This window comes from Domibacillus sp. 8LH (assembly GCF_038806185.1).
In the GTDB taxonomy this organism is placed as follows: Bacteria; Bacillota; Bacilli; order Bacillales; family Domibacillaceae; genus Domibacillus; species Domibacillus indicus_A.
In genome coordinates this window covers 26,216-38,411 of the sequence record NZ_JAVJNG010000004.1, presented here as the reverse complement: position 1 = coordinate 38,411, position 12,196 = coordinate 26,216, and the positions used below count along the sequence as shown (strand labels likewise).

Genomic DNA, 12,196 nt, shown 5'->3' with positions numbered 1-12,196 from the left:
TTCCTCCTTTATCTGTCCCATGGTTTTTTCAAAGTCATGTATTCAGCAAGTTCTTTGCTTTTTGTTCTGCGGATTTTACGCATTTCCGCACGGTCTTTTGCTGTTTCAAATAAAAACTTTTCTTCTTCGGTTTCAGGAATGACGCCAGGTACTTCAACAGGTTTTTTATCCTCGCCAATAGCTACAAATGTTAAAAAAGCAGTGGCTGCAATACGGCGCTCGCCTGTGCCGATATCTTCGGCAATCACTTTACAGAACACTTCCATTGATGTCCGGCCTGTATAAGTAACGAACGACTCAACGCAAACCGAATCCGTTTCACGAATCGAATCTAAAAAGTCAATGGAATCGGTTGAGGCAGTCACGCACTGTTTTACGCGAGAATGGCGCCTTGCAGACAGGCAGGCAGCGCTGTCGATTTTTTTCATCAGCACCCCGCCGAATAAAGTTTGATAATTATTTAAATCGCATGACAATACTTGGTCGGTATGTACGATGCGGCTTTCACGTGTTTTGATCGCTTCTTTTACTGCGCTCATGGTTTTCAATCCTTCCATGTTGGAATCACGCTCTCAGTGTACGCCCGTTTACAATGTAAGTAAAATGGTTGTTTTTCATTTTTAGTATAGCTTTTATCTATGTAAATGTTTTCATTCATAAATAAACGGCATGAAGGAAAGCGGCTTCATTGGGAAGAAGCCGCTTTTGAAAGCTCTTTCTTAGTAAATGAGAGCCATTCCTTGGCTGCATAGGATAAATATTGATTTTTTCTCCAAATAATAGCCAAATTCCAATTAATCGATGGATTTACCACTCTCACTGTACAAACGTGATCGCTTAAATGCCGGCATATGCTTTCTGGAAGAAGGGAAATGCCAAGCTTTGAAGCGACCATTTCTTCGATAAATGACCATTGCGAGCTTTCAGAAATCACACGGGGCTGGAATCCGGCATCATTGCAGGAAGAAATGATCCGGTCGTTCAGTGCGAAGTCCTTATTAAATAAAATAAAGGACTCGGATGAAAGTGATGCCAGATCAATTTCCGCACGTCCGGCAAGAGGATGGGATATAGGGAGAATGAGCATTAAATCTTCTTCCATAAAGGCAAAGTGATGAAACAGTTCATCTTGTGTAGGGAGAACAATCACACCAACATCCAGCTCGTTTTGTTCCACGGCATCTTCAATAGATTTTGAACCTTCTTCTTTGAGCTGAAACGTGATACCAGGGTATTTTTCATGAAACAGTCCGACAACCTTCAAAAAAAAGTGCGCATCAAAAATAGGCGGCAGGCCGATTCGAATGTGTCCGGTTTTCAGCTCCAGCAAATTATCGAGCTCGGTTTCCAGATTACGAAATGCTTTGTTAACAAGCTTTGCCTGCTCCAATAAAATTTTGCCTGCGTCGGTGAGTACCAGCTTTTTGCGGGAACGGTCAAACAGTTCCACGCCAAGCTCCACTTCCAGATTTTTAATCATCTTACTGATAGTCGGCTGCGTGATAAACAAGTGATCGGCTGCTTTTGAAAAGCTGTTGAAATTTGAAACCTCGATAAAATATTGCAAGTGTTTAATATCCATTTGTTATTCATCCATTTCTTCCGTAGTCGCTCTATTTTTCATTTGATACAATAAAACAAAAAAACGGAGTAGTGATTGCGATGGACCATACGCATCTAGAACTTGAGCTTGAAGCGATATTGCATGCATCCAATGATAATATCATTGTAACGGATGGCAATGGAATTGTGTTGCGTGCCATTAAAAACAGCGATGAATTTTACGGAGAATCGTCGGAATCTATGATCGGCCGCTCCGTTTACGAGCTGGAACAAAAAAATATTTTTTCCCCATCCGTTACCGTGAAAGTGCTTGAGCAGGGACAGGAAGTGCGACTTATGCAAAAAACAGCGGTCGGGAAAACGATCATGGCTAAAGGCATTCCCGTATTTGACCGTGAGGGGAACATCGTCCGTGTAATCAGCCTTTCACATGATTTAACAGAAATTCAAAAGCTCAAGGAAGATTATGAGAAGCTGCAGTCAAAAGTTGAACGTTACGAGTCGGAGATCGAAAAACTGCGTGAACAGGAAACAGCTTTTGGCCGTCTCGCCACAAACAGCCCGAAAATGAGAAAAGCACGTGAAACGATGCGGCGTGTGGCCCCGAGTGAAGCAACGGTTCTGCTTTCTGGGGAATCCGGAGTGGGTAAAACCATTTTTGCCCGGGCCATCCACCAGGAAAGCGGGCGGCATGACGGGGCGTTTATTGAGGTGAACTGTGGAGCCATTCCCGCAAGCCTGGCGGAATCGGAGATGTTTGGCTATGAGCCGGGTGCTTTTACTGGTGCAAGTCAAAAAGGCAAAAAAGGATTGATTGAATCTGCAGACAAAGGAACCTTGTTTTTGGATGAAGTCGGTGAGCTTTCGCTTGAAATGCAGGTGAAGCTGTTAAAAGTCCTTCAGGAAAAGGAAATTACAAAAATTGGAGCCGTCAAAAGCACAAAAGTCGATTTTCGGCTCGTTGCTGCGACCAATCGTGACTTAAAACAGCTGGTGGAAAGAGGAGAATTCCGCGAAGATTTATTTTACCGCCTGCATGTTGTGCCGGTAGAAATTCCCCCGCTGCGTGAACGAAAAGAAGATTTTCCTATGCTCGTCGATCTGTTTTTAACACAGTTTAACCAAAAGTACAATAAAGCGCTGCGTCTTCATTCAGAAACAATGGCAAAATGTCTTTCATATCACTGGCCGGGAAATGTGCGGGAGCTTGAAAACACAATCGAACGCCTTGTTATTATGTCTGACCAGCCTGTGATTTCACCGGGCCTGCTGTCATTCCATACGGAAACACCTGATCAGCCTGAACAATGGCCTTCTCTCTCCCTGTTTGAAGAGGGAGGGAAAACACTAAAAGAAATGATCGCTGATGTGGAAACGCAATGGCTGCGGCAAGCAGAAAGAAAAGGGCTTTCCACTTACCAAATGGCAAAAACATTAGGGATCAGCCAGCCGACTGTTGTCCGCCGGCTTCAAAAAATAAAAACCGATTCAAAATGAATTAAACTGATTCATTTTGAATCGGTTTTGTTTTCTTTTTTGATTCATTTTGAATCAAAGGAAATGACAAACGCGAATGTATAGCACATCCGGCTGTTGGCACACTTCTTGCAATAAGTAAAACAAAGGAGATGCAAGATTTTATAAAAATATATTAAAATAACAAAATTTTATTTAGTTAATATTGTAAACGATTGCAATTAGAGACACTTTTATTAATTTACAAGGGATAAAAGGAAGTTTGTTATAAAATCTGACAATAGTAATTTCAAAATTTAGATTTTTTGAAATAATAAATACAAGTCATTTAAACAAGGAAGGAAGATCGTAATGATTCAAGAAAAAGCAAAATTACAGGAACTAGCAGAATTAGATAAAAAGCACTTTTTTCATCCTACCTCTGCTGTGAAATCACAGCAGGAAAGCGGGCCTGCTTTTATTTTCATAGAAGGAAAAGGCGTGTATTTGTATGATGAAAGCGGCAGAAAAGTAATCGATGGGATGTCTTCGCTTTGGAATGTAAATGTCGGCCATGGACGAAGAGAACTGGGGGAAGCAGCGTTGGAACAAATGTCAAAGCTTGCATTCAGTTCTTCTTTCGCTTCCTTTAGCAATGAGCCGGCTATCCGTCTGGCAGCCAAAATCGCGGAGCTTGCACCCGGTGATTTAAATGCGGTGTTTTTCACTTCGGGCGGATCAGAAGCCAATGACACAGCTTATAAACTCGCGCGCCACTACTGGGTGTTAAAAGGGCAGCCCGATCGCCAGAAAATTATCTCCAGAACAAAAGCGTACCACGGTGTCAATATTGGGGCGACCAGCGCAACCGGCTTAAAGCCATTCCGTGATTTTACGAATTCACTCGCGCCGGACTTTCATTACGCAGATCACATGTCCACAGAAGAACTGCGCCGCGTTATCGAAGAAGAAGGACCGGAAACAGTGGCTGCATTTGTGGCTGAGCCGGTTCAGGGTGCAGGCGGCGTTCATATTGCGCCGGACGGATATTTCAAAGAGGTGCGCCGCATTTGTGATAAATATGGCATTTTGTTTATCACAGATGAAGTCATTACCGGCTTCGGCCGCACGGGTACATTTTTCGGTATTGAACACGATGAAGTTGTCCCGGACATGATGTGTTTTGCCAAAGGGGTTACAAGCGGATATGCACCGCTTGGCGGCGTTGTGTTTTCTGATTCTCTTTATAAAGAACTGGGTGATCTTTCTACAGGCACGCTTTTGCATGGATACACATACAGCGGACATCCAATGGCCTGTGCTGTTGCCTTGAAGAACATTGAAATCATTGAGCAGGAAGGGCTTGTTGCGAATGCAAAAAGAATGGGAGCGGAGCTGCTGAAAGGATTTGAGGCGATCAAAGCAGAGCGTTCTATTGTCCGCAGCGTACGGGCACGCGGATTAATGGGTGCGGTCGAACTGGCCACGCCGGCCGGCAGCGAGCCGCTTGCGCCAACAGTGGTGGCCGAGGCAGCAAAGCACGGATTGATTTGCCGGTTCGTCACATTTGATGGGCAGGACACGCTTGTGTTCGCACCGCCGCTGATCATTAACGAAACAGAAATCAAGGAACTGATTGTAAGCTTAAATACGGCTTTGCAGGAAGTAGAAAAGTTAATGGGAAGTGAGGGGTAATGATGAACGCAGCGGCTGTTGACATCATCGAAGTGATCAACCCGGCAACCGGCCAGATCGTGGGCCGGTTGCCAAAACAGGGACGAAAGGAAGCGAAGCAGGCAGCAGACGCTGCGTACAATGCTTTTTCGGAATGGGCAGGGCGGACAGCGGAAGAACGCAGTGTTCTTTTGATGAACTGGCACCGCCTGATCAGCCAGTCAGAGAAGGAACTCGCAGAGCTGATGACAAAAGAGCAGGGAAAACCGCTGAAAGAAGCCCTCGGAGAAATCCGATATGCGAACAGTTACATTTCCTGGTATGCGGAAGAAGGAAAACGCCTGTATGGACAGACCATTCCGGCTTCAGACCGAAACAAGCGGATTATCATTCAAAAGCAGCCAGTCGGCGTAGTTGCAGCGATTACGCCATGGAATTTCCCAGCCGCCATGATTACCCGGAAAGTGGCACCGGCGCTTGCAGCCGGATGCACGGTCGTTGTAAAGCCGTCTGAATTCACGCCTCTGACTGCCTTCAAGCTGTCCGAACTGGCTTATGAAGCAGGCATTCCCCGTGATGTTCTCGCTGTTGTAACGGGCGATCCAGCAGAAATCGGTGATACATGGATGGAAGACGGCCGTATTCGCAAGCTGTCCTTCACGGGTTCGACGGGTGTTGGCAAGCTATTGATGAAAAAAGCGGCAGATACGATGAAAAAGCTGTCACTAGAGCTTGGCGGCCACGCTCCCTTTATCGTGATGCCGGATGCGGATCTCGATCAGGCAGTTGAAGGACTGGTTGCCTCGAAATACCGCAATGCAGGACAGACGTGCATTTGCACAAACCGTGTATTTGTTCATGAGTCATGCGCCGAGGCGTTTACAGGAAAGCTCGCTGAGGCCGTTTCAAAGCTGAAAGTAGGAAATGGGCTCGATGCTGGTACCGATATCGGTCCTGTTATTAATCAAGCTGCCCTCGAAAAAGTAAAGGCCCATGTAGAAGATGCCGTTTCAAAGGGAGCTCTTCTTCTTTCCGGCGGCCGTGAGCACGGGGAACAGGGGACTTTCTTTGAACCGACAGTGATTGCCGGCGCAACAGATGATATGCTGTGCATGAAGGAAGAAACGTTTGGCCCGCTTGCTCCTGTTGCCACGTTTCAAACGATGGATGAAGTGATTCGCCGGGCGAACGATACGCCATACGGGCTAGCCGCTTATCTGTACACGAAAAATCTGTCCGATGCGATCCGGATCAGTGAAGGGCTGGAGTATGGAATCGTCGGAATCAATGACGGACTGCCATCTGTCAGCCAAGCACCATTTGGCGGCTGGAAACAAAGCGGGCTTGGCCGTGAAGGCGGGCATTATGGGCTCGATGAATACGTGGAAGTAAAGTACATTTCTATGCACCTTTGAAAAGCAGAGGAGGGAAAAGAATGAAAGAGCAGCAGTTAACCAATCAATTAAAAACAAGGCATATTTCCATGATTTCAATCGGAGGCATTATTGGAGCCGGCTTGTTTGTCGGGAGCGGTTCCGTAATTAATGCGACCGGGCCGGGGGCGATTGTGTCCTATGCGGTTGCTGGCCTTCTCGTTATTTTTCTAATGAGAATGCTTGGGGAAATGGCAACGGCAAATCCGGACAGCGGCTCGTTTTCTACCTACGCCCGCCAGGCAATTGGCCCGTGGGCAGGGTATACGGTCGGCTGGCTCTACTGGTTTTTCTGGCTGATTGTCATTGCGATTGAAGCAACAGCAGGCGGTGCCATTATGAATCAATGGGTGCCTGCCGTGCCGATTTGGGCCTGGAGCTTAATTCTGACGTTCCTTCTAACGTTAACAAATATCTTTTCAGTAAAGTCGTTTGGTGAATTTGAGTATTGGTTTGCCATGATTAAAGTAGTAGCGATTGTTGTGTTTATGCTTGTTGGTCTCGCTATTTTATTTCAATGGATTCCGGGAACCAATTCACCAGGTTTATCTAACTTAACAGGAAACGGCGGCTTTATGCCAAATGGATTTAGCTCAGTTTTTGTTGGAGTCGTAACGGTTATTTTTTCTTATTTTGGCGCGGAGATTGCGGCTATTGCGGCAAGTGAATCGAAGGATCCTGTTAAGTCTACAACGATGGCAATCAACAGTGTCGTATGGCGTATTTTAATTTTTTACGTGGGCTCTGTATCCATTTTAGTCATGCTTCTGCCATGGAATTCAGCGGAGCTGTTAACAAGCCCGTATGTGACCATGCTGAAGATGGCGGGGATTCCTGGCGGCGCTCAAATTATGAACGCAGTCGTGCTTGTGGCGGTCCTGTCATGCTTAAATTCGGCGCTTTACACCAATTCCAGAATGCTTTATTCTTTGGCGAAAAAAGGAGATGCGCCACAAATGCTGCTCAAGCTGAATAAGCATGGCGTACCGGTTCGTGCGGTCTGGCTCAGCACCATTCTGGCTTACGTGTGCGCTGTTTTCAGCTTTGTGTCTCCGGATAAATTGTTTCTTTTCCTCGTGAATGCATCGGGGGCCATTGCTTTACTTGTGTACTTGGCTATTGCGGTATCACATTTACGGCTGAGAAAGAAAGCAGAGCGTGAACATAGTCAGCTTGAAATGAAAATGTGGCTTTTTCCGTATATCACGTATGCGGTGATTGCCGGCATTGGCATTATTTTAATCTCCATGATCTTTATCGATTCTATGAAGTCTCAGCTCTTATTGACTCTGCTTATTACCGGCGGGCTGATCCTTTCTTTCTTTTTCAAGAAAAAAAGACCGGTCGAGGAGCAGGAAAGCTATAAAACAGCAGAGCAAAAAATCCTAAACTCGTAACAGTTTTCTTTCCTTTTTTTCTGCTATACTGACAGAGTATTCAGAATCGAATGGAGGAATAAACGTGGGATATTATGCAGCGTTGTTGCACATGATCGATCCAGAGAAAAACAAGGAAGTACGCCCGCTTCACCTGGAGTATCTAGCGGAGCTTGAAAAAGAAAATAAAGTGTTTGGGAAAGGGCCTTTTGCTGACGGATCTGGCGGAATGGTTGTATATGTAGCCGATACATACGAAGAAGCACTTCAGCTGGCTGAAAATGATCCGGCTGTTACGCACAAGGTACGCCGTCTTGAGTTAAAAGAGTGGCTGAAAAATTAAAAGAGAGAGACACCTGGCACATTCCAGGTGTCTTTTTTATGTTTGATAGTGCTAAATAACTGAAAAGGGGATATAAGGTAGAGAAACACGCATAAAAGGGACTAATCTATCGATTCGAAAGAATTATAAATGATGAGTTAAATGACACTTTGTATGGAATAAGACCTGCTTGTAATAAGAAAGGCGAATGTAAAGGGCGGCTGGCTAAAAAGCAAAATACGCTTCACCCGGGAGCAGTACTTTAAACCGTTTGTAAAGCACGTGAAGCAATGATACAAAGAGAGATGGGGAAACGATATGGTGAACATCAAAGAATTTGTCATGAATGCATCCGTATTGATGGCTATTATTACGATGGGCGGCTTGGTATATAAACAATTTTTAGTCAACGCCGGACCGAGGCTGAAAAACAGCCTGCTGACAGCCATGCTGGTGTTTTCAGGATGGGCTTCCATGTTTTTTGGCATCCACTTGGATGACCATGTTATTTTTGATCTTCGGTTTGTGCCTACTATTATTGCCGTGTTGTTTATGTGGAAAAAAGAACTTATTTTACTGGCCGGACTGGGAATTGGCCTGGCCCGTTTGTCTTTTGGTGTAAATGAAGCAGCCCTCTCAGGCTTTTGGACGGTAATGGCTGTTTCAGCAGCAGGCGTTATTTTACGTACTGTTTTTTCAAACTGGGCTCCGGTCAAGCAAGTGATTTGGACAGTTTTAGCTTTAAACAGTGTAAATGTTTTGTTTATTGCTTTTTTAGGTGTAATTCCCGCCCGGACCTATTTAGTTGAAATAACACCGATTGCTCTGCTGACGAGCATCCTGCTCAGCTTTTTAATCGTCTGGATGATCAACGACCTGCTGCGCCGTGAATTTCTATCCAAACAGCATTTACTTGAGTCAGCCAGGAGAGATCCATTAACGAAGCTGTATAACCGCGGGGCATTTATGGCTTACTTTCAACAGTTTTCAACTGGAAAGCGTGGAAAAAAGCCGTTTGTTTTAGTTTTCATTGATATTGATCATTTAGCAGGTAAATGATACATATGGACATATTGTCGGGGACTGCGTACTAAAGGCAGTGAGCGGGAGGCTGCTGAATAATATGCGCAGCGTGGATATTGTAGCCCGGTACGGAGGCGAAGAGTTTGTCATCATTCTGCCGGACTGCACAAAGAAAAATGCGCTGGCTGCCATTGAACGAATTCGTGAAATGGTTGCCAGCCAGCCGGTCGCTGTGAACAATGTTCAAGTGCCCGTTACATTTTCAGCAGAACTGGCTATATCGGATGAGTTTACCCCTGAACAGCTGCTTAAAGAAGCGGACCATGCGCTTTATAAAGCGAAGCAGGCAGGCCGCAACCGGATCGTCTGCGCAAAGCCGACAGCGGTCTGCTCTTAACTTATTGATTTAGCCTCACATAACCGGTTTCCTCAACCAATTGCTGCCCTTGTTCGCCTTGCATCCACTGAAGAAAAGGCGCCAAGGACGGCTTTTTATTTTCTTTTAGCGTAATGGCGTAAAGAGTGGCGGTAAAAGGATAGCTTCCATCTGCTATATTTTGTGGAACCGGTGCTACACCGTCTATGGACAAAAAGCGAAGCTGCTCATAGCTTTGCATGCCGGAAGCGAAAAAACGAAAAGAAAAGCCAATCGCCCCTTTGTAATTGCGGTAGTCAGCGACATCTTCTAAAATACCGCCCATCCCTTCCGGAACTTCTTCTTTTACAGGAGTCATAATCGTTTTGCCCGCCATGATTTTCTGCAGCCACGTCTGGCTTCCTGAATTTTCAGGGCGTTGAAAAGCAAGAATATGCTGGTTGTTTCCGCCTGCCTCTTTCCAGTTTCGCGTCTTACCGCTGTAAATGGATTGAATTTGTCTGGTCGAAAGGTTTTGAACCGGGTTGTGCTGATTAACAAAAAATACAAACGCCTCTTTGCCGATCGGAGTCATCACTAACTCGACCCCGGCGTCCTTGGCCATTTTCAACTGAGCTTTAGACGGTTCAGCACCAAAATAAATATCTGTCTCCCCTCGAAGCAGCCGTTCATAGGCATGGATCGTATTGGTAAACGTAATAAAATCGCTGTTTTGATTTGCATCTTTATAAACGGCCTGTGCAAAAGCAGAGTAAACAGGAAACGCCGCTTCGGCACCGTCGAGTACAAGCATATTCTGCCGCTTATCGATCCAAAACAAAGATTTTTCATTCAGTTTGGGAAGAATGTTGTCTCGATTGGTCACGTTATAAGGAGTTAAATCTGTACTCGAATTGCCTCCTTCATAATCAAATCCATGAAAAGGGAGGACCGTTTTAGCCCGCTCCCATGTAATAAACAAGCCTGTTCCGGCAAAAATGACTATTGCTGCTGCTGTCAGAACCGTTTTTTTCACAGCTTGAATGTTCAGCTTTCGATTTCTGGCCAAAAAGCCGATTAAAAAAGTGAGTTCATATAGCACAGGAATCATAATAAATAAATAACCAATTCCATAAAGCGAAGAGAAAAAGTATGCAGGCCCAAACGGAAGATGCAGCAGAGCAAACAAGGACCATGCATCTGCTCCGTAAAAGCCTTTGCTTATGATCATACACGCTGCCCATAATCCAAGTGTATAAAGAAGCGGATAAAGAAATATGTCCAACGGTCTGACACTTGCTTTACTGCCTGCCCATATGCCGGCAGCAAAACCGCCAATTGCAAAGACGGCAGCACAAACTACTATTAACTGCTCAAAAATCAGAAGTCCTCCAGCAACAAGCAAAGCAAGAAAAAATGGAACTAATCCATAATTAAAAAAATAAAAAACTCCTTTGTTTGTATTCATCCAGGCACATCCTTTCTGTTCCATTCATCTAACTTTCTGTTCCATTCATCTAACTTTCTGTTATATTGCACTCCGTACATTTTCACTTTTTATAAATATATGTTTTATTTAGTGTAATAATACACTATTTGTATTTTAGTGGCAACAGAGGTGTAAAGCAAGACAAATTATAGAAAAACAGGAAATTGGAATATTTGCTATAATGAAAAAAGTTTGTAGAAAGAAGGGTGGTTACGATGAATACATACACAAAAGCTGCTTCCGGCCTGTATGTGAACTATTTTTTGCTTGGTATGGTCAATATTATTCTATCATCCAATATGGCCTCATTATCCGAGCAATGGGATACAGACAAGGCGGGGATCAGTTACATTATCAGTGCAATCGGGATCGGGAAGCTGCTTACTTACGCATTATCCGGCCATCTTTCGGACCGGTTTGGGCGGAAGCCGCTTGTGATTTTTGCGGCGCTTGCGATGGGGATTTTTCTTGTGGGCATTCCACTGTCGCCCGTTTATGAAGTGGCTTTTATGTTTGCGCTTTTAGCAGGAGTCGCAAACTCAGCAATGGATGCAGGCTCGTATCCTGGCCTGGTTGAAATTTTTCCGCGTTCGAGTGGCTCTGCCAATGTAATGGTCAAGGCATTTATCTCTCTCGGGGCGGCACTGCTGCCATTTATGATTTTGTTTTTTACCAATCAGGGCGCCTCATACAGCTATGCATTTTTTGTGCCGGCCGCTATTTTCTTTTTGAATATGCTGTTTCTCATGACGGTTACATTTCCGGATCACCGGGCCATTGTGGCCAGCCAGGTAGCCGAAAACGCCGGCCAATCGAAGTTTTTATCAGAACCGAGATTTTCACGTGAAGGAATTGCGCTTGTGATTATCGGGTTTACGTCGACAGGATTGTTTACAGTCGCGCAAATCTGGCTGCCAAGCTACGGGGAGGAAGTGCTCGGAATGGCCGCAGACAGTGCGGTGAAATTGTTGAGCTACTACAGTATCGGAGCGCTTATTTCCGTTCTCTCTTTATCTATTTTGTTAAAAAAAATGGTTCGTCCAGTCACTGTGATTGTTATTTACCCAATTATGACATTTATCGCGATCACAACGATTTTAATAGTGAAAGTTCCGGCCGTCGCCGTTGTAACAGCTTTTTTTATTGGCTTTTCAACAGCTGGTATTTTCCAGCTTGCGATTACGATCATAACGGAGCTGTTTTGGCAGAAAAAAGGTACAGTTACGGGAATTGTCGCGACAGCAGGAGGGCTGGCAGCCATTGTGATGCCCCTATTGACTGGACTTTTATCCGAAACCGGCAACATCGCGATTATTTTTATTTTTGATGCTTTTTTAGCCGTGATCGGCTTTGTAGCCGCAGCGTTTGTTTACTATCGGTATGGAAAAATCGTCAGAAAGTCAAAAGACGCAGATATAGAGCGGAGAGTGCTCTCTTAATCTAGCTATAAAGATTCATTTTTGAAAACAGGATTGACTGAATAGAAGTTCATTTACTATACTTTCT

General features: G+C 44.8%; 11 protein-coding genes. 8 read left to right on the top strand and 3 right to left on the bottom strand.

Translation table 11 applies throughout. From position 1 onward, the window contains the following. Positions 1-8: 8 nt before the first annotated feature. Together RG959_RS08495 and cidR are read right to left on the bottom strand one after the other, a co-directional pair. Positions 9-539 (bottom strand): acyl-CoA thioesterase, encoded by a 531-nt coding sequence (locus RG959_RS08495; protein ID WP_242233849.1) that lies wholly within the window; start codon positions 537-539, stop codon positions 9-11. 146 nt (positions 540-685) lie between these two features. After that, positions 686-1,582: a cidABC operon transcriptional activator CidR gene (cidR, locus tag RG959_RS08490; RefSeq protein ID WP_342796724.1), complete on the bottom strand. Its 897-nt coding sequence runs from the start codon at positions 1,580-1,582 to the stop codon at positions 686-688. An 80-nt stretch (positions 1,583-1,662) separates the two neighbouring features. On the opposite strand from cidR, the gene RG959_RS08485 reads away from it, so the two are divergent. The 7 genes from RG959_RS08485 (at position 1,663) to RG959_RS08455 (ending at position 9,243) form a co-directional block, all read left to right on the top strand. Continuing rightward, a complete protein-coding gene (locus tag RG959_RS08485) occupies positions 1,663-3,060 on the top strand; it encodes a sigma-54 interaction domain-containing protein (RefSeq protein ID WP_342796723.1) in 1,398 nt (465 codons plus the stop codon). Between the two features lie 330 nt (positions 3,061-3,390). Then, complete coding sequence (locus tag RG959_RS08480; RefSeq protein WP_342796722.1) at positions 3,391-4,713, top strand: aminotransferase family protein; 1,323 nt, start codon at positions 3,391-3,393, stop codon at positions 4,711-4,713. A gap of 2 nt (positions 4,714-4,715) precedes the next feature. Beyond that, complete coding sequence (locus tag RG959_RS08475) at positions 4,716-6,107, top strand: NAD-dependent succinate-semialdehyde dehydrogenase (RefSeq protein WP_342796721.1); 1,392 nt, start codon at positions 4,716-4,718, stop codon at positions 6,105-6,107. 20 nt (positions 6,108-6,127) lie between these two features. After that, positions 6,128-7,522: an amino acid permease gene (locus RG959_RS08470; protein ID WP_342796720.1), complete on the top strand. Its 1,395-nt coding sequence runs from the start codon at positions 6,128-6,130 to the stop codon at positions 7,520-7,522. A 64-nt stretch (positions 7,523-7,586) separates the two neighbouring features. After that, on the top strand, positions 7,587-7,844 hold the full coding sequence (locus tag RG959_RS08465; RefSeq protein ID WP_242233843.1) for a YciI family protein: 258 nt from the start codon (positions 7,587-7,589) through the stop codon (positions 7,842-7,844). Positions 7,845-8,141: 297 nt separating this feature from the next. Beyond that, positions 8,142-8,882 (top strand): GGDEF domain-containing protein, encoded by a 741-nt coding sequence (locus tag RG959_RS08460; RefSeq protein WP_342796719.1) that lies wholly within the window; start codon positions 8,142-8,144, stop codon positions 8,880-8,882. Positions 8,883-8,922: 40 nt separating this feature from the next. Beyond that, positions 8,923-9,243, top strand: a complete 321-nt coding sequence (locus RG959_RS08455) for a GGDEF domain-containing protein (protein WP_342796718.1) — start codon at positions 8,923-8,925, stop codon at positions 9,241-9,243. Position 9,244: 1 nt separating this feature from the next. Here RG959_RS08455 and RG959_RS08450 read toward each other — a convergent pair whose 3' ends face one another. Further along, the gene (locus RG959_RS08450) at positions 9,245-10,669 is read right to left on the bottom strand and encodes a PstS family phosphate ABC transporter substrate-binding protein (RefSeq protein WP_342796717.1); all 1,425 of its coding nucleotides are present in this window, start codon (positions 10,667-10,669) and stop codon (positions 9,245-9,247) included. A 236-nt stretch (positions 10,670-10,905) separates the two neighbouring features. Here RG959_RS08450 and RG959_RS08445 point away from each other — a divergent pair, with 236 nt between their 5' ends. Beyond that, positions 10,906-12,129, top strand: coding sequence for an MFS transporter (locus RG959_RS08445; RefSeq protein ID WP_342796716.1), 1,224 nt, complete (start codon positions 10,906-10,908; stop codon positions 12,127-12,129). The last annotated feature ends 67 nt before the right edge of the window (positions 12,130-12,196 follow it).

Coding starts and splice junctions, on each gene's coding strand:
- RG959_RS08495 (WP_242233849.1), bottom strand. CDS start 539: ATGAGCGCAGTAAAAGAAGCGATCAAAACACGTGAAAGCCGCATCGTA.
- cidR (WP_342796724.1), bottom strand. CDS start 1,582: ATGGATATTAAACACTTGCAATATTTTATCGAGGTTTCAAATTTCAAC.
- RG959_RS08485 (WP_342796723.1), top strand. CDS start 1,663: ATGGACCATACGCATCTAGAACTTGAGCTTGAAGCGATATTGCATGCA.
- RG959_RS08480 (WP_342796722.1), top strand. CDS start 3,391: ATGATTCAAGAAAAAGCAAAATTACAGGAACTAGCAGAATTAGATAAA.
- RG959_RS08475 (WP_342796721.1), top strand. CDS start 4,716: ATGAACGCAGCGGCTGTTGACATCATCGAAGTGATCAACCCGGCAACC.
- RG959_RS08470 (WP_342796720.1), top strand. CDS start 6,128: ATGAAAGAGCAGCAGTTAACCAATCAATTAAAAACAAGGCATATTTCC.
- RG959_RS08460 (WP_342796719.1), top strand. CDS start 8,142: ATGGTGAACATCAAAGAATTTGTCATGAATGCATCCGTATTGATGGCT.
- RG959_RS08450 (WP_342796717.1), bottom strand. CDS start 10,669: ATGAATACAAACAAAGGAGTTTTTTATTTTTTTAATTATGGATTAGTT.
- RG959_RS08445 (WP_342796716.1), top strand. CDS start 10,906: ATGAATACATACACAAAAGCTGCTTCCGGCCTGTATGTGAACTATTTT.